The organism is Streptosporangium pseudovulgare (assembly GCF_014648055.1).
Classification (GTDB): domain Bacteria; phylum Actinomycetota; class Actinomycetes; order Streptosporangiales; family Streptosporangiaceae; genus Streptosporangium; species Streptosporangium pseudovulgare.
This window is the reverse complement of the sequence record NZ_BMQJ01000001.1, coordinates 501,269-524,896: the sequence shown is the minus strand read 5'-3', so window position 1 is coordinate 524,896 and position 23,628 is coordinate 501,269. Positions and strand designations below refer to the sequence as shown.

The 23,628-nt window shown below is 75.2% G+C and carries 26 protein-coding genes; 18 read left to right on the top strand and 8 right to left on the bottom strand.

Annotated elements, in window-relative coordinates; translation table 11 throughout:
- Positions 1–112: 112 nt before the first annotated feature.
- Positions 113–1,426: an NAD(P)/FAD-dependent oxidoreductase gene (locus IEZ10_RS02215; protein WP_189244722.1), complete on the bottom strand. Its 1,314-nt coding sequence runs from the start codon at positions 1,424–1,426 to the stop codon at positions 113–115.
- 183 nt (positions 1,427–1,609) lie between these two features.
- Between IEZ10_RS02215 and IEZ10_RS02210 the strand changes: the two genes are divergently transcribed.
- Positions 1,610–2,353 (top strand): maleylpyruvate isomerase family mycothiol-dependent enzyme, encoded by a 744-nt coding sequence (locus IEZ10_RS02210; RefSeq protein ID WP_189244721.1) that lies wholly within the window; start codon positions 1,610–1,612, stop codon positions 2,351–2,353.
- 110 nt (positions 2,354–2,463) lie between these two features.
- Here IEZ10_RS02210 and IEZ10_RS02205 read toward each other — a convergent pair whose 3' ends face one another.
- The gene (locus tag IEZ10_RS02205) at positions 2,464–3,021 is read right to left on the bottom strand and encodes a hypothetical protein (RefSeq protein WP_189244720.1); all 558 of its coding nucleotides are present in this window, start codon (positions 3,019–3,021) and stop codon (positions 2,464–2,466) included.
- A gap of 113 nt (positions 3,022–3,134) precedes the next feature.
- Between IEZ10_RS02205 and IEZ10_RS02200 the strand changes: the two genes are divergently transcribed.
- The 14 genes from IEZ10_RS02200 to IEZ10_RS02135 all read left to right on the top strand — a co-directional run bounded on the left by IEZ10_RS02200 (position 3,135) and on the right by IEZ10_RS02135 (position 15,267).
- The gene (locus tag IEZ10_RS02200) at positions 3,135–3,530 is read left to right on the top strand and encodes a DUF1622 domain-containing protein (RefSeq protein WP_189244719.1); all 396 of its coding nucleotides are present in this window, start codon (positions 3,135–3,137) and stop codon (positions 3,528–3,530) included.
- Positions 3,531–3,665: 135 nt separating this feature from the next.
- The gene (locus IEZ10_RS02195) at positions 3,666–3,938 is read left to right on the top strand and encodes a hypothetical protein (protein ID WP_189244718.1); all 273 of its coding nucleotides are present in this window, start codon (positions 3,666–3,668) and stop codon (positions 3,936–3,938) included.
- 248 nt (positions 3,939–4,186) lie between these two features.
- Positions 4,187–4,372, top strand: a complete 186-nt coding sequence (locus tag IEZ10_RS02190; protein ID WP_189244717.1) for a hypothetical protein — start codon at positions 4,187–4,189, stop codon at positions 4,370–4,372.
- A 293-nt stretch (positions 4,373–4,665) separates the two neighbouring features.
- The gene (locus IEZ10_RS02185; RefSeq protein ID WP_189244716.1) at positions 4,666–6,306 is read left to right on the top strand and encodes a carbamoyltransferase family protein; all 1,641 of its coding nucleotides are present in this window, start codon (positions 4,666–4,668) and stop codon (positions 6,304–6,306) included.
- The gene (locus tag IEZ10_RS02180; protein ID WP_189244715.1) at positions 6,303–7,355 is read left to right on the top strand and encodes a glycosyltransferase family 2 protein; all 1,053 of its coding nucleotides are present in this window, start codon (positions 6,303–6,305) and stop codon (positions 7,353–7,355) included. Before IEZ10_RS02185 ends, IEZ10_RS02180 begins: the two co-directional genes overlap by 4 nt.
- Positions 7,356–7,471: 116 nt before the next feature.
- Positions 7,472–8,602, top strand: coding sequence for a glycosyltransferase family 9 protein (locus tag IEZ10_RS02175; protein ID WP_189245067.1), 1,131 nt, complete (start codon positions 7,472–7,474; stop codon positions 8,600–8,602).
- 176 nt (positions 8,603–8,778) lie between these two features.
- Positions 8,779–9,972: a glycosyltransferase gene (locus tag IEZ10_RS02170; RefSeq protein ID WP_189244714.1), complete on the top strand. Its 1,194-nt coding sequence runs from the start codon at positions 8,779–8,781 to the stop codon at positions 9,970–9,972.
- 2 nt (positions 9,973–9,974) lie between these two features.
- Positions 9,975–10,538 (top strand): D-sedoheptulose-7-phosphate isomerase, encoded by a 564-nt coding sequence (locus IEZ10_RS02165; protein WP_229810924.1) that lies wholly within the window; start codon positions 9,975–9,977, stop codon positions 10,536–10,538.
- The gene (gene rfaE2 / locus IEZ10_RS02160) at positions 10,535–11,893 is read left to right on the top strand and encodes a D-glycero-beta-D-manno-heptose 1-phosphate adenylyltransferase (protein ID WP_189244712.1); all 1,359 of its coding nucleotides are present in this window, start codon (positions 10,535–10,537) and stop codon (positions 11,891–11,893) included. Before IEZ10_RS02165 ends, rfaE2 begins: the two co-directional genes overlap by 4 nt.
- 16 nt (positions 11,894–11,909) lie before the next feature.
- Entirely contained in the window at positions 11,910–12,590 is a 681-nt protein-coding gene (locus IEZ10_RS02155; RefSeq protein ID WP_189244711.1) for an SDR family oxidoreductase, read from the top strand.
- Positions 12,581–13,663, top strand: coding sequence for a glycosyltransferase family 9 protein (locus IEZ10_RS02150; RefSeq protein ID WP_229810854.1), 1,083 nt, complete (start codon positions 12,581–12,583; stop codon positions 13,661–13,663). The genes IEZ10_RS02155 and IEZ10_RS02150 overlap by 10 nt, the downstream gene beginning before the upstream one ends.
- Complete coding sequence (locus IEZ10_RS02145) at positions 13,660–14,622, top strand: UDP-glucuronic acid decarboxylase family protein (protein ID WP_189244710.1); 963 nt, start codon at positions 13,660–13,662, stop codon at positions 14,620–14,622. Before IEZ10_RS02150 ends, IEZ10_RS02145 begins: the two co-directional genes overlap by 4 nt.
- A gap of 88 nt (positions 14,623–14,710) precedes the next feature.
- Positions 14,711–14,998: a type II toxin-antitoxin system Phd/YefM family antitoxin gene (locus IEZ10_RS02140; RefSeq protein WP_189244709.1), complete on the top strand. Its 288-nt coding sequence runs from the start codon at positions 14,711–14,713 to the stop codon at positions 14,996–14,998.
- A complete protein-coding gene (locus IEZ10_RS02135; protein WP_189244708.1) occupies positions 14,995–15,267 on the top strand; it encodes a type II toxin-antitoxin system RelE family toxin in 273 nt (90 codons plus the stop codon). Before IEZ10_RS02140 ends, IEZ10_RS02135 begins: the two co-directional genes overlap by 4 nt.
- A 7-nt stretch (positions 15,268–15,274) precedes the next feature.
- Here the strand turns inward: IEZ10_RS02135 and IEZ10_RS02130 are convergent, their stop codons facing one another.
- Complete coding sequence (locus IEZ10_RS02130) at positions 15,275–15,763, bottom strand: GNAT family N-acetyltransferase (RefSeq protein WP_189244707.1); 489 nt, start codon at positions 15,761–15,763, stop codon at positions 15,275–15,277.
- A gap of 63 nt (positions 15,764–15,826) precedes the next feature.
- Positions 15,827–17,008 (bottom strand): ROK family protein, encoded by a 1,182-nt coding sequence (locus IEZ10_RS02125; protein WP_189245065.1) that lies wholly within the window; start codon positions 17,006–17,008, stop codon positions 15,827–15,829.
- 439 nt (positions 17,009–17,447) lie between these two features.
- Here IEZ10_RS02125 and IEZ10_RS02120 point away from each other — a divergent pair, with 439 nt between their 5' ends.
- Positions 17,448–17,939 (top strand): hypothetical protein, encoded by a 492-nt coding sequence (locus IEZ10_RS02120; protein ID WP_189244706.1) that lies wholly within the window; start codon positions 17,448–17,450, stop codon positions 17,937–17,939.
- 53 nt (positions 17,940–17,992) lie between these two features.
- On the opposite strand, the gene IEZ10_RS02115 is transcribed toward IEZ10_RS02120, so the two are convergent.
- On the bottom strand, positions 17,993–19,432 hold the full coding sequence (locus tag IEZ10_RS02115) for a hypothetical protein (RefSeq protein ID WP_189244705.1): 1,440 nt from the start codon (positions 19,430–19,432) through the stop codon (positions 17,993–17,995).
- 44 nt (positions 19,433–19,476) lie between these two features.
- Positions 19,477–20,436, bottom strand: coding sequence for a LysR family transcriptional regulator (locus IEZ10_RS02110; RefSeq protein WP_189244704.1), 960 nt, complete (start codon positions 20,434–20,436; stop codon positions 19,477–19,479).
- Between the two features lie 157 nt (positions 20,437–20,593).
- Here IEZ10_RS02110 and IEZ10_RS02105 point away from each other — a divergent pair, with 157 nt between their 5' ends.
- Positions 20,594–20,815, top strand: a complete 222-nt coding sequence (locus IEZ10_RS02105; protein WP_189244703.1) for a DUF6158 family protein — start codon at positions 20,594–20,596, stop codon at positions 20,813–20,815.
- A gap of 164 nt (positions 20,816–20,979) precedes the next feature.
- Entirely contained in the window at positions 20,980–21,639 is a 660-nt protein-coding gene (locus tag IEZ10_RS02100) for a neutral zinc metallopeptidase (RefSeq protein ID WP_229810853.1), read from the top strand.
- A gap of 131 nt (positions 21,640–21,770) precedes the next feature.
- On the opposite strand, the gene IEZ10_RS02095 is transcribed toward IEZ10_RS02100, so the two are convergent.
- A complete protein-coding gene (locus tag IEZ10_RS02095; RefSeq protein WP_189244702.1) occupies positions 21,771–22,616 on the bottom strand; it encodes a patatin-like phospholipase family protein in 846 nt (281 codons plus the stop codon).
- A gap of 105 nt (positions 22,617–22,721) precedes the next feature.
- Positions 22,722–23,558 (bottom strand): carbohydrate ABC transporter permease, encoded by an 837-nt coding sequence (locus IEZ10_RS02090; RefSeq protein WP_229810852.1) that lies wholly within the window; start codon positions 23,556–23,558, stop codon positions 22,722–22,724.
- Positions 23,559–23,628: the final 70 nt, after the last annotated feature.

Sequence of the window (23,628 nt, the reverse complement as noted above, 5' to 3'; positions counted from 1 at the left end):
CGTCACACGCGGGGACGGCTCCGTGGCCCGCGCGTGGAGCCCGCCACGCCGCCGGAGCGGGTCAGCGGCCAGAGCGGGTCAGCGGTCAGAGCGGGTCAGCGGCCAGAGCGGGTCAGCGGCCGCTGAGGCCGTCGGGCCGCTCAGGGGAGGCGCTGGTCAGCGGGACCGAACCGCCCCGGACGAGGTCGAGCTGGACCATCTGGCGCGGCAGCAGCGCGTCCAGCAGCCAGTTCCCCGCGATGCGGGCCCGGCCGCCCGGCAGGGCCAGCAGGTGGTAGCCCCGGGTCACCGCCTTGGCCGGCAGGCCCGACAGCGGCACGCCCAGCGGGTTCGCCGCGGCCTTGAGCCCGCCCAGGTCCACGACGAACCCCAGGTCGTTGTGCCGGTACGGCTTCCGCTCGGCGCGGCCGTAGGTGGCGGCGACGTTGCGGGCCACCTGCTTGCCCTGGCGGCTGGCGTGCTGGGCGGTCATCGCGGTGAACTTGCCGGGATCGGTCAGGTCCGGCACCGCCGCCGCGTCGCCGCAGGCGAAGATCTCCGGGTGGCCGGGGACGTTCATGTACTCGTCCACCAGCAGCCGGCCCTTCTCGGTGGGCAGCCCCATCGACTCCACGAACGGGTCGGGCCGCACGCCCACGCACCAGATCAGCGAACGGGTCGGCACGAACTCGCCGTCGGAGAGCTTGACCCCGTCGGCGTACGCCTCGGCCACGCTGGTGCCGGTGCGGATCTCCACGCCGCGCTCGGACAGGGTGCGCTGCGCGGTGTCCGACAGCCGCCGGTCCAGCTCCGGCAGGATGCGCGGGGCCAGGTCGGCGAGGATCCAGCGGATCGGCTGGTCGCGCAGGCCCGGCCGCCGCCGGACCGCGTCGCGGGTGAGCAGCTGCCCCTGGGCGGCCACCTCGGTCCCGGTGTACCCGGCGCCCACCACGACGAATGTGCAGCGCGCCCGGCGCTCCTCGGGGTCGTCGGAGGCGTCGGCCAGCTCGATCTGGCGGATCAGGTGGTCCCGCAGGTAGAGGGCCTCGGCGACGCTGCGGAAGCCGTGCGCGTGCTCGGCGACCCCGGGGACGGGCAGCAGCTTGTTGACGCTGCCGACGGCCAGCACCAGGCGGTCGTAGGACAGGTCGCGGCGGTTGCCCTCGGCGTCGACGCACGTCACCCGCCTGCCCTCGACGTCCACGGACTCGGCCGAGGCGAGCAGGTGCCGTACCCCCGGGCAGTTGCCCGCCAGCGGGATCGCGACCTTGCGCGGGTCGAGGATGCCCGCGGCCACCTCGGGCAGCAACGGGAGGTAGAGGAAGTAGTCGGTGGGGTTGACGAGGACGATCTCGATGGCTCCCCGGGCCATGCGGGCGAGGGTGCGTGCGGCGGTGAACCCCGCGAAACCGCCCCCCACGATGACGACTCTCTGCCTGTCGGCCATGTCCGGTGGGTCCTTCCACGTCGCGGAACTGCTGTCCTAGCCGGGTGCCCGTTTTGGACACGGGCAAGCCTCCGCGCGGGCAAAAGGGCGAGCCGTACGGCGGACGGGTGGCCGTTCGGGGGCGGGCCGTACGGCGGACGGGCGGGGCCGTTCGGGGGCGGGCCGTACGGGTACCGGACCCGCATGAGCACAGAGAACACTTCGGGGCGCGGCGGCCGGGAGAACGCCGAGGCGCGCCTGGCCTCCCTCGACCCCTTCGACATCTTCGACGCCGAGGCGGCCCGCCTGGACCGCTTCTTCTCCGGGCTCGACGCCGCGGGGTGGGCCCGCCCCTCGCGGTGCGGGGGCTGGTCGGTGCGGGACGTCCTCGCCCACCTGGCCGGGGAGGAGATGTACAACCACGCCTGCCTGGACGACGACCTGGAGGGCTTCCGCGCGACGCTCGAACGCGAGGGCGTCGGCGGCGGCTACAACGGCTTCAACGAATGGTGCGTACGGCGCCGCCGCGACGTCCCCGTCGAGGAGGTGCTCGACGAGTGGCGCCGGGCCAACGGGGAGACGCGCCGGCGCATGCGCGAGCTGGGACGCGATGCCGAGCTGCCGACCATGGCCGGGCCGTACCCGGTGGGCCTGCAGGCGTTCCACTACGACTCCGAGTACGCCACCCACGCCGACGACGTCGGGGCGCCCGTGGGGGACGACGAGGCCGGCGGGCGCGCCCGGTGGCGGGCGGCGGTGGGCGCGTTCGTCCTCACCGAGCGGGACTCCCCGGCCCGGGCCGAACCGGACGGCGACCGGGTCGCGGTGCGGTTGGACGGCCGGAGCGAGCGACTGCCCGTGGCGGAGTTCGTCGACGCCACGGTCGGCCGGCTGCCCGAGGGACGTCTCGACCCGGAGTTGCGGGACGCCCTGCGCTGCCTGGCCTGAGGACTTCGGGCGGGAAGGCCCCGGACGGGAAGGTCCCGGACGGGGCCGATCGTCCGCCCCCGGTCCTCCGGCCTCTCGAACCGGCCTTTGGAACCGGCCTTTCGAACCGGTCAGCCCTCGGTGACCTCCTCGACCAGCACGGCGGTCCCCTTCCTGAGCGTCACCTTGGCGCGGACCGCTTTGTGGGCGCCCAGCGCCTTCCTGAGCTGGCCCACGGTGCAGCGGTGCGGCACCTTCCCCTTGTCGCAGATCCTGCCCTGCTGGTCGAGCACCACGGCCTGCGGGCTGAGGGGGACGGACTGGGTGTCGCCGGCGCCGGTCAGCACGTCCAGCGTGTCCGGCTGCGCCGGGTTCATGCCGAGGCTGCCGAGCAGGTAGATGGCCGGCTCCGCGTCGCCGGCCTCGTCATCCCGGGCGGCGACGTCGGAGTCCGCCGTCGGCTTCGCGGAACCGTCCGCGGGGCCGTCCGAGGGCTCGTCCGGGGAGGTGGGCCCGGCGGAGGCGGAGGCCGAGGGCTCCCCGGCGGGGGTGCTCTCCGCCGTGGCGGGAGAGGAGACCGCCGGGGACGGCGGGGGAGCGGCCGCACCGCCGTCCGCCGAACAGGCGGAGAGCCCGGCGGCGAGCACGGCCAGCAGGAGGACACGGGGCATCGTCAACGAACCGCTCATGGGGCGCAACGATCTCACGCCTCCCGGCGCGACGGCGAACTCACGCTCCGGGACCGACCGGACCGTACCGGCGCAGAGGGGTCCGCGTGCCCGGCGGCGGGTAACAGCACCACATGCCGGAACTCCTGCCTGAGGAGACGCTTCGGGAGGTCGTCAGCCTGTTCGTCCGCCTCGTCGAGGCGGCGGGCGCGCTGGTGATCTTCGCCGGCGCGGCCGTGGCGTTCGTGCGGTTCCTACTGGTCGCGGTGCGGCGGGAGGAGCAGGGGTTCGTGAGCGTACGCCTGTTCCTGGGGCGGTTCCTCGTCCTCGGGCTGGAGTTCCAGCTCGCCGGGGACGTGCTGCGCACGGCCGTGGCGCCGAGCTTCGGCCAGATAGGCCAGCTCGCCGCGATCGCGACCATCCGGACGGCGCTGAACTTCTTCCTCGGCAAGGAGATCGAAAGGGAGGGCCGCGCGGTGGACGCCGCCCGGCCCCCGGCGCCCGGATCCGCCGGAGGGCCCGGCCGATGAGGTACGGCGCCGCCCGGCCCCCGCGCCCGGCGCCCTCCGGAGCCCGCCGGGTCCGGCGGACCGGGTACGGTGCCGCCGGGCCCGCCAGGTGAGCCGGGGAGGACGGAGAGGTCGGAGAGGACAGTGGTGCAGGGAATGGGAGAGATCGTCCAGGCGGTCGTCAACCTGATCGTCGCCGCCGGGGTGGTCGCCGCGCTGGCGGCTCTGCCCGCCGCCGGGCCTCGTACCGCGGTCGCGGTGCTGCTGGACTTCCTCCTCGCCGCGGGGCTGCTGCGCCTGTCGCAGGCGCAGACCTGGGCGGCGATCGCCACCGCGGCGCTCACGGCCGTGATCCGCAAGATCGCGATCGTGGGTTTCTCCCTGCCCGTGCGGCGACCCCCTCCGGCGGCCGGGACGCGGCGGGACTGACGGGCTTCTCCCCGCTCGTGTGACGGTCTTCGGCGTTCGTGTGACGGTCTTCGGTAGGCGGCACGGGGGCCGGCCGGGTTTCCTCCCGCTCGGGCGGCGGCCCGGTTCCGCAATATTTACCTCCGCCCGCTATAAGGGCCCGCCCGATGGATAGGGAAGCCTCCGCGTGCGAAAGGCCACGCCCTCCCGGAAGCCGGGCGCGCCGCGTCCGGGTCCGGGGGATCTTCCGAGGAGGCAGGAGAGCACCCATGACCGAGACCGATCCGGAGCGCGACAACCCGCCGGCGCAGGTGCCCGACGACCGGGTGGACACGGCCGGAGCCGAGGCCCCGGAGGGCGTCGACACGGAAGGCCCCGAGCCGCAGATGATCGACGACCGCAAGGGCGTCGCCGGATCCGAGGCGTGGGACCTGGACAGGACCGAGGGACGTTGACCCGGGGACGCCGTCCGGGGGTCGCATCGTCCGAGCGGACCCGCTCGGACGATGCGACCCCCGGGCGGTGGACCCGCTCGGGCGGTGGACCCGCTCGGGGGTCGCATCGTCCGGCGGACGGCGACGGCCCGGCGGGCTCGTGCGCGGCCCACCGCGCCCGTCGGCCACGAGAAAAACTCCACAGAGTGATGTTTAGTGATGTTTGCTTCTCTTAGAGGCACTTTTCCCGGAATGTTCGTTTTGAGAAGCGCTGCTCTCGGTAGTTAAGTAACTACATCACGAGAGGCGACTCAATGAGATTTCTCGGGATAAATGCGATCTTTCATGATCCGGCCGCCGCGTTGGTCGTCGACGGGGAAGTGGTCGCGGCGGCCGAGGAGGAACGCTTCAGCCGCCGCAAGCACGGCAAGCGCCCGGTGCCGTTCTCGGCGTGGGAACTGCCCGAGCGGGCCGCGGCCTGGTGCCTGGCCCGGGCCGGGCTGCGCCCGGAGGACCTGGACGCGGTGGCCTACTCCTACGACCCCGACCTGGTGGTGCCCGGCGGGCCGGGCCAGGATCCGGGCTGGGAGGAGCTGCGCACCACCTACGCCCGCCGCGCCCCGTCCTTCCTCGCCGGTGCGCTGCCGGGGCTGGACGCGGCACAGGTGCGCTTCGTACCCCACCACATCGCGCACGCCGCCTCCGCGGGCCTGGCCGCGCCGTTCACCGACTCGGCCGTCCTGGTGTGCGACGGCCGCGGCGAGGCGGTCTCCCACCTGGCCGGCGCGTATCGCGGCGGCTCCCTGGAGATCATCACCGCCCAGGAACTGCCGCACTCGCTGGGCCTGCTGTACGAAAGCCTGACCACCCACCTGGGATTCCTGCACTCCAGCGACGAGTACAAGGTGATGGCGCTGGCCTCCTACGGCCGCCCCCGCTTCCTGCCCGAGCTGCGCGCTCTCGTCTACCCCACCGGGGACGGCGGGTTCCGCACCGAACCGGTGGACTGGAGCGCCTTCGCCAAACCCCTGCGCCCGCACCGGGAGTGGACGGGCGAGCACGCCGACCTCGCCGCCAGCGTGCAGGCCAGGCTGGAGGAGGTGCTGGTGGACCTGGCGCGGTGGCTGCACGGCCGTACCGGCCAGCGCGTGCTGACGATGGCCGGCGGGGTGGCGCTGAACTGCGTGGCCAACACCCGCATCGCCGAGGCCACCCCGTTCGAGCACGTGTGGGTGCAGCCCGCCGCGGGGGACGCCGGCACCGCGCTGGGCGGCGCGCTGCACCTGGCGGCGGCGGCGGGGGAGCCGGCCGCGCCGATGCCGGGCGCGGATCTCGGCCGGTCCTGGAGCGAGGCGGAGCTGGCGGCCTGGCTGCGGACCGCGAACGTCTCCTGCGAGCGGCCGGCGGACCTGGCCGCGGCGGTGGCCGACGAACTGGCCGCCGACCGGATCGTGGCGTGGTTCCAGGGCCGCAGCGAGTACGGTCCCCGCGCGCTGGGGCACCGGTCGTTGCTGGCGCATCCGGGGCACGCGGTCAACACCGAGCGGCTCAACGACGTCAAGGGCCGCGAGCAGTTCCGCCCCATCGCCCCCATGGTGCTCGCCGACCGCGCGGGACGGATCTTCAGCCGGGGGCCGGTGCCGAGCCCGTACATGCTGTTCGTCCACGATGTGGCGCCGGAGTGGCGGAGCCGGATCCCGGCGGTGGTGCACGTGGACGGCACCGCCCGCGTCCAGACCGTCGAGCCGGGGAGCGAGCCGTTGCTGGCGCGGTTGCTGGAGGAGTTCGAGGCCCGCACCGGGCTGCCCGTGCTGGTCAACACCAGCCTCAACACCGCGGGCCGGCCGATGGCCGACGATCCGCGGGACGCGCTGGAGTGTTTCGGGTCGGCGCCGGTGGACGTTCTGGCGCTGGGGCCGTTCCTGGTGCGCCGGACGGGGGTGTTCGCCACATGATCACCGTGGTGGTTCCGACCGTGGGCCGGCCGAGCCTCGCCGCGACGCTCGCCGCGCTGGACGCGGGCCTGGACGTCATCGTCGCCGACGACCGTCCGGAGGGCATCCGCGCCGAACCCCTTCCGGTGCCGGACGGGGTGCGGACGGTGCGTTCGGGCGGCAGGGGGCCGGCCGCCGCCCGCAACGCCGGCTGGCGGGCCGCGGACACCCCGTGGATCGTGTTCCTGGACGACGACGTGCTGCCCGCTCCCGGCTGGGCGAAGGCGCTCCGCGCCGATCTGGACGGCCTGCCCGCCGATGTGGCGGGCAGCCAGGGCCGCATCCACGTGCCGCCGCCCGAGGGCCGGCGGCCGACCGACGACGAGCGCAACACCGCCGGGCTCGCGGGCTCCCACTGGATCACCGCCGACATGGCCTACCGGCGCGAGGCGCTGGAGCGGGTCGGCGGGTTCGACGAGCGCTTCCCGCGCGCCTACCGGGAGGACGCCGATCTCGCGCTGCGGGTGACGGCCGCCGGCTACCGCCTGGTCAAGGGCGAGCGCGTCACCAGCCATCCGGTCCGCGAGGACGGGCCGTGGGCGAGCGTGCGCCGCCAGCGCGGCAACGCCGACGACGCGCTGATGCGCCACCTGCACGGCCCGGCCTGGCGGGCGGCCATCGGAAGCGGCTCCGGACGGCTGCGCCGCCACGCGCTGACCACCTGCCTCGGAGGGCTGGCGCTCCTCGCGGGCGCGCTGCCCATGATCGCCGGGATCACCGGCCCCGGCGCACCGGCCCGCGGCCGGGCGGCCGGACGGGCACCTGACCGGCGGGTCCGGTGTCCGGCCCTCCCGGAACGGGGCCGGGGCCCGGCGTGCGCGCTGGCCAGAGGAGCCGCGGCGGCGGCCGGAGCGGGCTGGCTGGCGCTGACCGCCGAGTTCGCCTGGGCCAGGATCGCCCCGGGGCCGCGCACCCCCGCGGAGATCGGCCGGATGCTGCTCACCAGCGTGCTCATCCCGCCGGCGGCCTGCGCGCACCGGCTGCACGGCGAGTTGCGGATCCGGCTGTGACGGGCCCCGTGAACGGCACGGCGAACGGCCCGGCGAGCGGCCCGGCGAACGGCGACGCGGCCCGCTCCACGCCCGCCGTGACCCGCCCCGCGACCACCGTGACCGCTGTGACCACCATGACCACTGTGACCGCCGCGACCGCCGCGACCCGCGCCCCGGCCGGCACCGTCCTGGTCGTCCGCCTCGACAACGCCGGGGACGTGCTGCTCGCCGGTCCGGCCGTCCGCGCCGTCGCGGCGTCGGCCCGCCGGGTGGTGCTGCTGGCCGGGCCCAACGGCCGGGCCGCGGCCGGGCTGCTGCCCGGCGTGGACCGCGTGCTGGAGTGGCGGGCCCCGTGGATCGACCCCGACCCGCAGCCGGTGACCGGCCCGCACGTCATCCGGTTGATCCGGCTCATCCGGGAGATCGCCCCCGACCAGGCGCTGATCCTCACCTCCTTCCACCAGTCGTCGCTGCCGCCGGCGCTGCTGCTCAGGCTGGCCGGGGTGCCCCGGATCGCCGCGATCAGCGAGGACTACCCCGGCTCGCTGCTGGACGTCCGCCACATCGTGGACGAGACCGTGGACGTACCCGAACCCGAGCGGATGCTCGCGGTGGCCCGCGCCGCCGGCTTCGGCCTGCCGCCCGGCGACGACGGCCGGCTCGCCGTACGGCGTCCGCTGCCGTCGGTCGCGCACCTCACCGGGCCGCCCGGCTACGTCGTGGTCCACCCCGGCGCCTCCGCGCCGGCCCGGGCCTGGCCGGAGGGCCACTGCGCCGAGGCGGTCCGGGAGCTGGTCCGCGCGGGCCGGCGGGTCGTCGTCACCGGGGGGCCGGGCGAGTGCGAACTGACCCGGCGGGTGGCAGGCGGCGCCGGGCACGCCGGGACGGGCGGCTCCGACGCCGGAGGGGTCGTCCCGGACACCGCGGAGGCCGTCCGGGACCTCGGCGGACGGACGTCCCTCGCCGAACTGGCCGCCGTGCTCGCCGGGGCGAGCGCGGTCGTGGTGGCCAACACCGGCCCCGCCCACCTGGCGGCGGCCGTCGGCACACCGGTGGTCATCCTGTTCGCCCCGGTGGTCCCGGCCGCTCGCTGGGCCCCGTACGGCGTGCCGTCCGTGCTGCTCGGCGACCAGGGCGCCCCGTGCGCGGGAAGCCGCGCCCGGATCTGCCCGGTGTCCGGCCACCCGTGCCTGTCGTCGGTGTCGCCCGCGCGGGTCGTCGAGGCCGTCGGCCGCCTGGCGCCCGTGAGGGAGGCCGTGCCGTGACGGCGCCGACGGAGAGGACCGTGCGGTGAGGGCGCCGGCGGAGAGGACCGTGCCGTGACGGCGTCCGTGAAGGGGGCCGTGGCAGAGGAGAGGGCCGTGAGGGTGCCGGCGGAGGAGGCCGAGGCGAAGGTGCCCGCGCGGGAGACCGTGCCGTGAGGCGTGAAGGAGGTCGTGTCATGAGGATCGCTTTGGTGTCGGAGCACGCCAACCCCCTCGCGGCCGTCGGCGGCGTGGACGCGGGCGGGCAGAACGTCCACGTCGCCGCCCTGGCCGCCGCCCTCGCCGAGCGGGGCCACGAGGTCACCGTGCACACCCGCCGCACCGCGCCCGACCAGCCGGAACACGTCTCCGCCGGACCCGGGCTGACCGTCGAGCACGTCCCCGCCGGGCCCGCCGAGGACCTGCCCAAGGACGAGCTGCTGCCGTACATGCCCGCCTTCGGCGCCCATCTGGCGCGGCGGTGGGCCGAACGGCCACCCGACGTGGTCCACGCCCACTTCTGGATGAGCGGGCTGGCCGCCCTCGCCGCGGCGCGGGACCTCGGCGTGCCGGTCGTGCAGACCTTCCACGCCCTGGGCGTGGTCAAGCGGCGCTGGCAGGGACCGGCCGACACCAGCCCGCCCGGACGCGTCGCCGCCGAGACCGACATCGCGCGCCGGGCGCACGCGATCGTGGCGACCTGCCGCGACGAGGTGAGCGAGCTGCTGCGCATGGGCGTCGGCCACGAACGGATCGCCGTGGTGCCCTGCGGGGTGGACCTGGAGCTGTTCCGCCCCGACGGGCCGATCGCTCCGCGCGGCCCGGCGCCGCGGGTGCTCTGCGTCGGCCGGATGGTCCCCCGCAAGGGGCTGGACACCGTCGTGCGGGCGCTGTGCCGGCTGCCCGACGCCGAGCTGCTCATCGTCGGCGGCACGCCGCGCGACGACGAGGCGGTGCGGCTGGCCGGCCTGGCCACGGCCTGCGGGCTGACCGGCCGGGTCCACCTGCTGGGCAGCGTCGGCCGCGCCGAGGTGCCGGCGCTGATGCGCTCGGCCGACGCGCTGGTGACCGTTCCGTGGTACGAGCCGTTCGGGATGGTCCCGGTCGAGGCGATGGCCTGCGGGGTGCCCGTGGTCGCCTCCTCGGTCGGCGGACACCTCGACACCGTCGCCGGCTGCGGCGTGCTGGTGCCGCCCCGCGACCCGCGGGCCCTGTCGCGGGCCCTGCTCGACGTGCTGGGCCGCCCCGAGCTGCGGGCGTCGCTCGCCGAGGCCGGCCGGCGGCGCGCCGTCACCCGGTACGGCTGGCCGCGGGTGGCGGCCCGCACCGAGTCGGTCTACCTGGACGTCCTCGCGGGCCGCGGGGCCCGGGTCGCCGTGGCGGGGGGATGACCGTGCACCCGCACCTGTCGCGCCTGCGCACCGCGCTCCGCGCGATGGACGCCGACGCGGCGACGATCTCCGTGTGGGGCCGCAAGCTCGCGGCCGTGCTGGGCGGCGGCGGCAGGCTGCTGGCCTGCGGCAACGGCGGCTCGGCGGCCGAGGCCCAGCACCTGACCGCCGAGCTGGTCGGCCGGTACCGCGCCGACCGGGAACCGTACGCGGCGATACCGCTGCACGCCGACACCTCGGCGGTGACCGCGATCGGCAACGACTTCGGCGCCGAGGAGGTCTACGCCCGCCAGGTGCGGGCGCACGGCCGTCCCGGCGACGTGCTGATGTGCCTGTCCACCAGCGGGCGCAGCCCGAACGTGCTGGCCGCGGCGCGCGCCGCCCGCCGGACGGGCATCGTGGCCTGGGCGCTGACCGGCCCGGCGCCCAACCCGCTGGCCGCGCTGTGCGACGAGGTCCTGGCGGTGCCCGCCGGGGACACCGCGACCGTGCAGGAGGTGCACCTCGCGGTGATCCACATGCTCTGTGACGCGGTGGAGGACGCGATGGAGGAGGCGACCGGATGATCACGCGGCCGATCGTCGTCATCGGGGACACGCTGCTCGACGTGGACGTCGAGGGCGACGCCGAACGGCTGTGCCCCGACGCCCCCGTGCCGGTCGTGGCGGGCAGCCACGAGCACCGCCGCCCCGGCGGGGCGGGGCTCGCCGCGGTGCTGGCCGCCGAGGGCGGCGCCGAGGTGGTCCTGGTCGCCGCCTTCGGCGACGACCACCCCGGCCGCTGCCTGCTGGGCCTGCTGTCCGGCCGGGTCGAGGTGGTCCGGCTGCCGCTGCAGGGCACCACGATCACCAAGACCCGGGTGCGGGCCCGGGGGCAGACCATGCTGCGCATCGACACCGGTGACGGCCGGGCGGACCCGGCCCTCGACGCCCGCCGGGCCGGGCAGGTCGAGTCGCTGCTCCGCGGCGCGGGCGCGGTCCTGGTGTCCGACTACGGCCGCGGCGTCTCCGAGGTCCTGGGCCCCTTCCTGCGCGGGGCGGGCGTGCCGCTGGTGTGGGACCCGCACCCGCGGGGACCGCTGCCCCTTCCCGGCTGCACGCTGGTCACCCCGAGTGAGTCCGAGGCCCGGACGCTGAGCGCCCAGCCGCGCCTGTCGCCCGACCGGATGGCCCGCCACCTCGTCCGGACGCTGCGCGCCGAGGCGGTGGCCGTCACGCTGGGAGGGGAGGGCGCCGTGCTGGCCCGGCGGGGCGGCCGGTCCACGCGGATGCCGCCGCCGGTGTGCTCGGCGGGCCCGGACGCCTGCGGCGCGGGCGACCGGTTCTCCGGGGCCGCCGCGCTCGCGCTGGCCTCCGGCGCGCCGGTGGAGGAGGCCGTCGGGATCGGCGTCGCCGAGGCCGCCCGGTTCGTGGAGAACGGCGGGGCGGCGACGGTGCGGACGCCCGCGCCCGCGCCCGGGGACCGGCCGCGCACGGCCCCGGAGGTGGCCGAGGTGGTCCGGGCCACCGGCGGGCGGCTGATCGCGACCGGCGGCTGCTTCGACCTGCTGCACGCCGGGCACGTCAGCCTGCTGCGACGGGCACGGGCGCTGGGGGACGCGCTGATCGTATGCGTCAACTCCGACGCCTCGGTGCGGCGGCTGAAGGGCCCGGGGCGGCCCGTGGTCGGCCAGCGGGACCGGGTGGAGGTGCTGCGCGCGCTGCAGTGCGTCGACGCCGTGGCCGTGTTCGACGAGGACACCCCGGTGGCGATGATCGAGCGGCTCCGCCCCGACGTGTGGGTCAAAGGCGGCGACTACACGGCGCTGGACCTGCCCGAGGCCGAGACCGTCCGCCGGACCGGGGGAGAGAGCGTGATCCTGCCGCTGGTGTCCGGCCGGTCCACGACGAATCTGATCGCGGCCGCGAGGGCGGCCAGATGACCGAGGGGGAACGTCCATGCTGGGGAACATCCTGATCACCGGTGGATCGTCCGGGCTGGGCCGGGCCGTGGCCGAGGCCGTGGCCAAGGAGGGCGGCCGGCCGCTGGTCGTCGACGTCCGCCCGCCCGGGAACGGCGTGGACCACGTCCTGGCCGACGTGGCGGACCGTGACCGGGTGGAGCGGGCGGTGGCCGAGCTGGCCGGGACGGCCGGAGGTCTCGACGGGGTCGTCACCGCCGCCGGCATCGACGCCTGCGGCCGTCTGGAGGACGTGCCCGCCGACGCCTGGGAGAAGGTCGTCGCGGTCAACCTGCTCGGCACCGCCGCGACGATCCGCGCGGCCCTGCCCCACCTGACCGCCTCCGGCGGCCGGATCGTCACCTGCGCCTCCACGCTGGGCCTGCGCGCCCTCAGCGACGCCACCGCCTACTGCGCCTCCAAGTTCGGCGTGGTCGGCCTCACCCGCGCCCTGGCCGCCGAGCTCGCCGGACGGGTCGGCGTCACCCTGCTCGTCCCCGGCGGCATGCGCACCCGCTTCTTCGACGACCGTCCCGACCGGTACAGGCCCGGCCCCGACGCCGGGCTCAACGCCCCCGAGGACGTCGCGGCCGCCGTGGTCTTCGCCCTGTCCCAGCCCGCCGGCTGTGAGATCCGCGAACTCGTCGTCTGCCCCGCCACGGAGACCTCATGGCCGTGACCGGCGCCGGAGCGGGCACGCCCGCGGACCGTGCCGCGCCCGTTCCCGGAGACGCCCCCGGCGGCACCGCCGGGGACGGGCGGCCGGTCATGGTCGTGCTGCGCGGTCTGGGCCTGGGCGACCTGCTCACCGCGGTTCCCGCCCTGCGCGCCCTGCGCCGCGCCTTCCCCGCCCACCGCATCACCCTCGCCGCCCCCGCCCCGCTGGCGGGCCTACTGCCGCTCATCGGCGCCTGCGACGACCTGCTCGACGTCACCGGACCCGGTCCCGTCCCCCTCCAGCGTCCCGACCTGGCCGTCAACCTCCACGGCAGCGGTCCGCAGAGCACCGTCGCCCTGCTGGACACCCGCCCCAGGCGGCTGATCAGCCACGCCCACCCCGGCCTGCCCCTCCTGCCCGGCCCGTCCTGGCCCGCCCAGGCGCACGAACGCGTCCGCTGGTGCGACCTGCTGACCTGGCACGGCATCCCCGCCGACCCCACGGACCTGACCCTGAGGCCGCCGTCCGCGGCCGAGCACGCCCCGGACCGGTCCGCCACGGCGGAACGGCCGGCCCCTTCCGGTCCGGCCCGCTCCGGTCCGGGTCCCGTCATCGTCCACCCCGGGGCCGCCCACCCCGCCCGGCGCTGGCCGCCGGACCGCTTCGCCGCGGTCGCCGCCGCGCTGCACCACGCCGGACACGACGTGCTGGTCACCGGGACCGCCGCCGAACGCGGCCTCGCCCGGCGGGTGGCCGCCGCGGCCGGCCTGCCGGATGAGGCGGTGGCGGCGGGCCGTACGGACGTCACCGGGCTGGCCGCGCTGGTCGCCTCCGCCCGGCTCGTCGTCTGCGGCGACACGGGCGTTGCGCACCTGGCCGGCGCGTTCGGCACGCCCTCGGTCGTGCTGTTCGGACCCACGCCGCCCGCGCTGTGGGGACCGCCCGAAGGGCCCCACACGGTCCTGTGGCACGGCGATCCCGGCCACCCGCCCGGCGACCCGCACGCCGGCCGTCCCGACCCCGTCCTGCTGACCATCGGCGTCGGGGAGGTCCTCGACGCCGCGACCGACCTACTGGAGGTGACCGTCCGATGAACACCCGACGCGCAGTGGTCACCGGAGGCGCCGGCTTCCTCGGCTCCTACCTGTGCGAACGCCTGCTGGCCCGTGGCGCCACCGTGATCTGCATGGACAACTTCCTGACCGGATCGCCGCGCAACGTCGACCACCTCCTGGGCCGCCCCGCCTTCCGGCTGCTGGAATGCGACCTGACCGGGTTCGTCCACGTCCCCGGCGACGTCGACCTCGTCCTGCACCTGGCCTCGGCCGCCTCCCCGGCCGACTACCTGCGCCACCCCATCGAAACCCTCAAGGTCGGCAGCCTGGGCACCCTGCACGCCCTGGGCCTGGCCCGGGAGAAGAACGCCCGCTTCGTCCTGGCCTCCACCAGCGAGGTCTACGGCGACCCCCAGCAGCACCCGCAGACGGAGACCTACTGGGGCAACGTCAACCCCGTCGGCCCCCGCAGCGTCTACGACGAGGCCAAACGCTTCGCCGAGTCCCTCACCACCGCCTACCGCAACACCCACGGCACCGACACCGGCATCGTGCGGATCTTCAATACCTACGGGCCCCGCATGCGGCCCCACGACGGCCGCGCCATCCCCACCTTCATCCGCCAGGCCCTGTGCGGTGAACCCCTCACCGTCACCGGCGACGGCTCCCAGACCCGCTCCATCTGCTACGTCGACGACACCATCGAGGGCATCCTCGCCCTGGCCGGCAGCGACTTCCCCGGCCCGGTCAACATCGGCAACCCCACCGAGATCACCATGCTCGACCTGGCCCGCACCGTCATCGAGCTGACCGGGTCGGCCTCACCGATCCGCTTCATCGACCGCCCGGCCGACGACCCGGCCGTGCGCTGCCCCGACACCACCCTGGCCGCCACCCGCCTGGGCTGGCGGGCCGAAGTCGGCGTCACCGAGGGCCTGCGCCGTACCATCGCCTGGTTCGAGGCCGAACTCCGCCGCACCGAGGAACTGGTCGGCTGAGGGTGCCGTCCAGCCGGTCCGGTGAACGGCTCAGACACCAATGGCTGGAATTCTGGCTGATCTCCGGGCTAGAAGATATCGTTTCATCATGGAGATGATTCCGATCAGCGAGGCGAAGGACCGGCTGACCGAACTGGCCGACCGGGCCGCCCGGGAACACGACCACTTCACGATCACGCGTAACGGACGGCCTCACGCGGTGATCATGTCCGTGGCCGAGTGGGAGTCCCTGCAGGAAACGCTGGAGATCCTCGCCGACCCGGAGATGCGGGCTGACCTGATGGAGGCGGAGACCGCCGGGGCGAGGGGCGACCTGACGTCCGAGGAGGAGATGACCGCCGTCATGGCGGCGCGCCTCGGCAGGGCGAGCGCGTGAGCGATCGGTACACCGTCCTTCTCGCGCCACCGGCCCGGCGTGCCCTGGCGACGGGTCTGCCCGAGTCGGTGGCCGGTGCGGCGTGGGAGCTGATCACCGGCGCGATCGCCGACGAGCCGTGGCGGGTGGGTAAACCGCTCCAGGAGCCGTACGAGGGGCCGCATGTCGCCCGCCGGGGCACCTACCGGGTGGTCTATCTCATCGATGAAGACAAAAGGACCGTGACGATCCAGGCGATCAAACACCGTCGGGACGCCTACCGCCCATGAGAGATGGTCAGGCGGACTCCCAGATGATCTCGCCGTCCACGGTGGCGGGGGTCGGGGTGAGGCCGGCGTGGCGGGCCACGGCCGCGGAGGCGGCGTGGCCGGGGTGGATGGCGGCGGCGAAGGAGCGCACGCCGTGTTCCCGCAGCCAGGCGACCATGGCGGTCGCGGCCTCGGCCGCCACGCCCCGGCCCTGCCAGGGGGTGCCGACGACCCAGGCCACCCAGGCCCGGCCGGGGGTCACGGTGGCCTGGACGTAGCCGGCCAGGCGGCCGGTCTCCGTCACGCGGATCACCCAGTTGAGCCAGGCGCCGTCGTCGCCGGGCGGTCCGGCGACCATGCGGGCGTAGCGGTCGCGCAGTTCCCCGGCGGTCGCGGGGGAGCCGCCGGTGAACTCGTGCAGGGCGGGGTCGTCCAGCGCCTCGGCCATCTCGGCGGCGTGCTCGACCGCCAGCGGGAGGAGGGTGAGGCGCGCGGTCGGGATCACTTCGGCGTTCATGGGCGGCGAGTGTCCCACGATCCGTGGCCGCCGGTCGATCGGAACACCGCCCGGCGCGGCCGGTCAGGGGCGGCCGGGCGCGTGGTCGGCGGCGCCGGGGGCCAGGACGTGCTCGATGACCATGACGGCGGCGCCGATCACTCCGGCGCGGTCGCCCAGGTCGCTGGCGGTGATCGTCAGGTGCTGGGTGGCCAGGGGCAGGGACCTGCTGTAGATGACCTCGCGCAGACCGGCGAGGATCTGCTCCCCGGCCTCGGCCACGTCGCCGCCGACCACGATCACCGAGGGGTTGAAGAAGTTCACGATCGAGGCGAGGACCTCGCCGATCTCCCGGCCGGCCTGGCGGATGAGCTGGACGGCCTGGGTGTTGCCGCTCCGGACGAGCCGGACGATGTCGCGGCCCCCGGTCGCCTCCACGCCGGCCTCGCGCAGCCGGGCCGCCACGGCCGCGCCGCTCGCCACGGCCTCCAGGCAGCCGCGGTTGCCGCAGCGGCAGACGACGTCGAGGGTGGGGGAGACCTGGATGTGGCCGATGTCGCCGGCCGCGCCCTGGGCGCCCCGGTGCAGGCGGCGGTCGCTGATGATGCCGCAGCCGATCCCGGTGCCGACCTTGACGAAGATGAGGTGGTCGGCCTCGGGGCGGGCGGCCCAGTGCTCGCCCAGGGCCATGATGTTGACGTCGTTGTCCACCAGGACGGGCGCGCCCAGCCGCTCCCCGAGCCACTCCGGGACGGGGAATCCGTCCCAGCCCGGCATTATCGGCGGATTGACCGGCCGTCCGGAGCTGTGCTCCACCGGACCGGGCAGGCCGACCCCGATGCCGCAGACCTCCCCGGCGGTGTGGCCGCTCTCGGCGAGCATCTCCTCGAAGGTCCGCTGGAGCCAGCGAAGCGTCTCCTCGGGTCCGCGGTCTATCGGCACCTCCGCCGCGCGCTCGGTGAGGACCTCGGTGCCGAGGTCGGTGACCGCGACCCGGGCGTGGGTCGCGCCGAGGTCGGCGGCGAGGACGACGCGGGCCGAGCGGTTGAAGGTGAAGGCGACGGCCGGGCGGCCCCCCGAGGAGATGGCCTCCTCGGCCGGGACGACCCACCGCTGGCTCACCAGCGCGTCGAGACGCTGCCCGAGCGTCGATCTCGCCAGGCCGGTGAGCTGCACCAGCTCCGCCCGGGTGCGGGCCTGACCGTCGCGCAGGATCTTCAGCAGCGCCCCCGCGCCCGCGTCGGGACCGTTCGCCTCGCTCGGCATGCGCACAGTCAACACTCCTCGTTCACGCGTGGCCACGGCGACTTACGCCCACTCTCCCCGTCATTATGCCTAAATGATCGTTACTTTTGTACGGCCCTCGCCATAAGAGGGGTGCACGGCGGCCTCATGGGGCGGCGGCGATCTACCGGTCCGTTCTGTTCGGCCGGACGACGGAAGGCGCGGAAGGGCGAGCCTCGCTCCGGAGTCGCTGACCGAGCGTGACGAAAACCGTCCCCGCCGTCATTCTCCGCTACCGGATGGTAAGTCGGCCGGATCAAGGGTTTCCCCTTTCCTGAGAAGGACGCCGATTTCCGCTCCGGCCCGGGTGGAATCCCAGTTGTACGCCGTCTCCGCGCCGCCGGGAGAACCCCGGCGGCCGGCCCGGCGCCCCGTCGGCCCGGGCGCCGCCCGGGCGTGACCAACGGACATGGGGGGTCACATGATCAGGATCAGCTACGCTCTCGCCGCCGGCATCGTGGCGGGCTCCGGCCTCGTCTTCCCCGCCGCCCTGGCGGCCCAGCCCGCGGCGGCGGGCACGGCCACCGCCCGCGTGGCCGTCGGCGAGCCCTTCCAGAGGTACATAGCCGGTGACGGTGACGGCGGCGGGTACGGCGACCGCGACGGCAAGGGCGACAACGGCTACGAGGGCCACCGCTGGGACAAGGGCCAACATTGGGACGAGAGTCACCACTGGGACAAGAGCCACCACGAGAACATGGGCCACGAGAACATGGGCCACGAGAACATGGGCCATGAGAACGAAAGCAAGAAGGGCTACGAGAGCGAGAAGGGTTACGAAGGCGAGATGCCTTACGAGGGCGAGAAGGGTTACGAAGGCGAGAAGAGCTACGAGGGCCAGAAGGGCTACGAGGGCGAGATGCCCTACGAAGGCGAGAAGGGTTACGAAGGCGAGAGCGGTTACGAGGGCTGACGACGCGCTCCTCGCCGCCGCGCGGCCGGTCCGGCCGGCCGCGCGGCCCCGCGTCAGGGGGCGCCGGGCGGGCGCGGGGCCCGGCGGAAGAAGGCCGCCACCGCGTAGGGGTCGACCGGGTCGGTCAGCAGCTCCAGCATCTCCTCCCGCCGCTCCGGCGCCACCTTGAACGGGTGGCCGAAGACCCGCGGTCCCCGGCCGTCGCCCAGCAGCCGGGTCAGCATCAGGTCGCCGGGCACGGCCTGGCGCGACAGCAGCTCGTCGGTCACCGTCACCGGCCCGTTCCCCCCGGGTCCGGCGTCGCGCAGGGTGACCTCCTCCCCCTCGACGCCCAGGACCTCCCACAGGCGCAGCGGTGTGCGCCGCCAGGACTCCAGCAGCTCCACCTCGTCGTCGCGCAGCCATACGCCCCGCGCGTCCAGGAACTCTCCCACCACGTCGTTCTCGAACAGCGCGAGGTCGGCCAGGGCGGGCTCGGCCACCCGGACGCTCAGCGCCACCAGGTCGTCCACCAGGCGGCGGCGGGCCGGGCGGTCACCGTACGCGACGAGCCGCCGGAACAGGTGCTCCGCCCGCGCGGGCAGCGGGTCACCGGGGTCGGTGCGGCAGGCGGCGTACTCGGCCGCGTCCCGCTCGGCCGGCGCGAGGCCGGGCGCCAGGGACAGCGCCTCCCCGACGAGCCCGGCCGCCTCGAACGACCGTCCCTCGCCCTCGGCGGACCGGGCGGCCAGCAGCAGCGCGGCCGGCTCGGTGCGGGGGAGCGCCTCCAGCACCCGGGGGGAGAGGGGCTCGCGCTCGACCTCGTCGGCGATCCGCTCCAGCACCTCCGGTGAGCGCGACAGGTACGTGACGGCCTTCGACAGGTCCGCCCCCTCGTCGTAGGTGCGCAGCGCGCTGCGCGACAGGGTCAGCCGCATGATGTCCAGCGGCGAGAGGCCGGCGACCGACCCGGTGTCCCAGGGGGTGCCCACGACGCCCACCCGGCCGCCCCGTACCTCCAGCGAGGCCCCCCGCAGCAGCGGCGCCAGCGGCGGGAGAGGGTCGGCGAAGGTCTCCGGGGCCCTGGCCAGCAGCTCCAGCACCACCGCGTCGATCGGGACGCCGGGGGAGGGCTCGATCCCCTCGGCGAAGGAGCGCAGCGCGTCGAGCGCCCGCTCGCCGAACTCCTGGGCGACGAGCATCGCCCGGTCGGCGGGAAAGGAGTCGAGCTTCACGGTGGACGGCTCCAGCCGGCCGCCGCGCAGGCGCAGCGCGACGACGTCCTCGGCCGCCACGTCCGCCAGCCAGCCCGCCGGCCCGGCCAGGAACGGCCCGCCCTCCTCGACCACGGTGCGCACCCGGCCGCCGCCGGCGAGCGGCAGCCCCTCGCCGTCGGCCAGCCGCGCCCACAGCCGCAGGTCGTCGGCGGCGGCCAGCCGACCGGCCGCCAGTTCGGCCCGGGTGGCCAGGTGCGTCAGCACCGCGCCCTCGCACAGCGTCAGAACCTCGCTCATCCGACCATTGTGGTCGACCGGGGTGGACGCCGTGACACGCCCGGTCAGGGACTGGTGCCGAAGCGCGGGTTGCGGCTCAGCCAGGAGGCGTAGCAGGCGTTGCGCCGTACCGCGTCGGCGTGGGCCGCCTTGGCGTGCTCGGCGACCGAGTCCGCGACCCGCGCGGGGGCCGCCTCCGGGTGCCAGCCGAGGATCTGCCGCCAGCGCAGCGGCGCGCCGGCGAGCGGCACCGCGGTCAGCCCCGGGGTCGGCTGGAAGGTCGCCTGGCACAGCACGGCGGCGCGGCCGACGGAGGCCAGGTGCAGACACGTGGCCACGTCGGTCTCGTAGATGGTCAGGGGCGTGAAGCCGGCGCGGGCGCAGGCGGCGGCGAAGCAGTCGCCGAAACAGCCGTCGCCGGGGGTGACGGCCCACCGCTCGTCGGCCAGCTCGGAGAGCTCCACCTCCTCGCGCCCGGCCAGCGGGTGGTTCTCGCCGAGCAGCACGAATACGGGGTCCAGCCCGATCGTCCGCCACATCACCGGGCCCTCCAGGGGTGGCGGGCTCTCGCCGCAGGTGCCGACGACCGCGAAGTCGAGGCGGCCGAGCGTGACCATCGTGGCGAGCTCCCTGGCCGACCACGAGGTGCAGGTGCTGACCGGTGTCGAGGGCCACTCGGTGGCCAGCCGGTCGACCAGGCCGCCCAGGATCGGCCCGTTGGTGGAGCCCAGGCGGTAGCTGGGCGCGGTGCCGCCGGCGTTGGCGAACCGCACCGCCTCCTCCTGGAGTTCGCGGGCGGCGGGCAGCAGGACCTTCGCCCTGGCCAGCACCAGCTCGCCGAGTGGTGTGGGTCGCGCGCCGGTGTGGTCGCGCCGGAACAGGGCTCCCCCGAGGCCTCGCTCTATCCGCTTGATCTGGGCGGTCAGCGCCGGCTGGGCCAGCCCGAGGTGGGTCGCGGCCTTGGTGACGCTCCCGGCCTCGGCGACCGCCCGCACGATCCTGAGGTGTCGAAGCTCGAGGTCCATACCGGGACGGTAAAGCGACGGCGGTATACCCGCAATGTGGCTGAGTCATGAAATCTGACGGAATTTAGTGAAATCGGGTGTGGGTGGGATCGTCAGCGCGGGACGGGAGGGGAGAGAGGAAGGTGAGGGAGGGCGGTGACGGGGTAGGCGAGTCCCTATGACGATGGGAATCGACCCGAAGGACCTCTCCGAGGAAGACCTGCTCCGCGAGCTGCGGCACATGCACGAGACGCGGACGGAGACGCTCATGCACGGATCGGACGACGCGCTGGCGAACCACACCACGCGCACCGGGGAGCTGGAGCAGGAGTACCTGCGCCGCCACCCCGAGCGCGACGTCGATCCGGAACGGCTGCGCGAGGGCGCCCGGCAGCGGTGACCGTACGGCCGGCCCCCGTCGCGACCGCGCGCCGCGGCGGGGGCCGGTGATGTGCCCGGCCTCCGGCCCCTTCGCAGAACTTTCGTCCATACGGCTCCGCGGTCTTCCGCCGCGCCCGATCCGCGCCTACTTTCGAGGCAGGATCCGGCCGGCGGGAGGCTTCTGTGCGCGTGCGGCGGTGGAAGGCGCTCTGCCTCGTGGTCGCCCTGTCATCCCTGGCCGCGGTGGCCGGTCCGGCGGGCCCGGCCACGGCGGCTGCGCGGAGCGCGGACGACATGGGTCAGGACGTCTCCACGGCGGTCTACGTCGTGGACGGCTACTGGCGGACCCACTGGTCGCGGTTCTTCACCGGCAAGTACGACCCCCCGGCCGTGTACGGCGGCTACCGCAGGGGCGTGACGAAGCCGCCGCTGTGCGGAGGCCGGCGCCTCGGCTACGACAACGCCTGGTACTGCATCGAGGACGACTACATCGCCTGGGACCTCGACCTCATGGCAGAGGGGTACCGCATCGGCGACGCGTGGGTGTACCTCGTCGTCGCCCACGAGTGGGGCCACGCCGTGCAGGCGCGGCTGCGCGACTCGCTGGTGATGTCCACCTACGAGCTCCAGGCCGACTGCCTGGCCGGCGCCGTGCTGTACGGCGCCGCGGCCGACGGCGTGCTGCGGTTCGAGCGGGGCGACCTGGAGGAGATCGCCGAGATCCACCGGAGGCTGGGCGACGAGACGTCCTGGACCGACGTGACCGACCACGGCACCGCCGCCCAGCGCACCTCCTCCTTCAACCGGGGCGCGAAGTACGGCGTGCGCGGCTGCCTGCCCTGACACCGCGCCGCCGTACGGCCCGCCGCCCGCGAGACCGGGGAAGCGCGCCGTACGGCCCTGCCGCGCCGGGCCCGCCGCCCGCCGCGCCACCGGTCCTGGCCGCACGACCGGCCCCGGCCGCGCGGCGGCGGTCAGGCCCGCCAGACCCGGGCCACCTCGCCCGCGACCGCGGCCGCCTGGGCGAGGCCGGCCTCGAAGGCGGGCTTCCACAAACCCGGGTCGAGGACGTCGGCGCCGAACACGGCGACGGCCGCCTCGTCGGGCGCCACGTGGGCCACCGGGACGCCGCCCAGCTCGGCGACCTCGTCCCGGTAGCGCGTCCTGGGCGTGAAGTGCGCCAGCGGCTCCAGGACGACCACGGCCGAGCTGCCCGCCGCCAGGTCGGCGTTGGTGGCCGAGCGCACCCCGCCGTCCATGTAGCGGCGCCCGCCGATCTCCACCGGCGCGAAGACGCAGGGGACCGCGCAGCTGGAGGCGACCGCCGCGGCCAGCGGCGCGCCGGAGCCGCGGTCCCAGACCGTGAACTCGCCGGTCCCGGCGTCGACCGCGGTGATCAGCAGCCGGCGGTCCGGCCACTCCTGCACCGGCAGCCGCTCGCCGACCGACTCGATCCGGGCGGCGCCCTCGGCGGCCAGGGCCAGCTCGCCGATCCGCCGCCGGGCCTCCCGCGGCTCCAGCGACGGGTCGTACAGCAGGCCGAAGGCGGCCATCACCGGCTCCATGTCCACGGCAGGCCGCGCCGCCGTCCCGGCGCCCGTCCCGCCGGCTCCGGTCGTCCCGTCCGCCTCGGCGGCGACCGCGCTCTCCAGGTCGGCCCCGGTGGCGACGAGCGCCCCCACCACCGACCCGGCCGAGGTGCCGACCACCAGGCCGGCCTCTCCCAGGTCCAGGCCCGCCTCCCGCAGACCCGCCACGATCCCCGCCTCCCAGGCGATGCCCGCGATTCCTCCGCCGCCCAGCACCAGTGCTCTCGTCATGCGCCCATTCTCACCGTCATCCGCCCGGGCCCTCCGGCCGGACTCCGTCCGTACCCCGGGGCCGGGAGCCCATTCCGCCCCGGCCCCGGCCCGCTAGGGCGCCCCTCACCCCTTCAGGCCCGAGCGGGAGATGCCCTCGATCACCCAGCGCTGGGCGACGAGATAGAGGACGATCACCGGGGCGCTGGCGATCACCGCGCCGGCCATCAGCAGGTCGTAGCGGACGCTGTTGGCGCTCTGGAAGTTGCCCAGGCCCGCGGGCAGGGTCAGCGACTCGGGGCTGAGCAGCACGTACAGCGGCCACAGGAAGTCGTTCCAGTTCGTCAGGAACGACAGCAGGAACAGCGTCACCAGCGCGGGGCGGGCCAGCGGCAGCGCGATGGCGGTGAAGATCTGCCACCGGTTGCCGCCGTCCAGCTCCGCGGCCTCCTCCAGCTCCCCGGGCAGCGTGATGAAGAACTGCCGCAGGAAGAACACCCCGAACGCGCCGGCCGCGGCCGGGACGATCACCGCGGGCAGGCTGTCCACCCACGCCAGCTCGTTGACGATCAGGAAGTTGGGGATCAGCAGCACCACCGGCGGCACGAACAGCGTGGCCACGATCGTCCCGAAGAGCAGGTTCCGGCCGCGGAAGCGGAGCCGGGCCAGCGCGTAGGCGGCGGGCGTGGCGGTGACCAGGACGAGCACCGCGTGCCCGGTGGCGGCGGCCAGGCTGTTGAGGAACCAGCGCAACGCCGGGCTGTCGGCGCTGCCGAGGATCTCCCGGTAGGCGTCGAGCGTCACCGGGTCGGGCACCCACCGCGGCTCCGTCGAGCCGGCGGCCTCGCGGGTCTTGAAAGAGGTGACGACCATGTAGACGAGCGGGCTCAGGTAGAGCGCCGCGATCACCGCGAGGACCAGGTGCAGCAGGGTACGGCGCAGCCGGCGGACGTCCCCGGTCACGGCTTCACCCCCTCCGCGGAGATCGTGGGGGTCACGGTCACGGCTTTCCCGCCTTCCTTCCCGAGGGCCC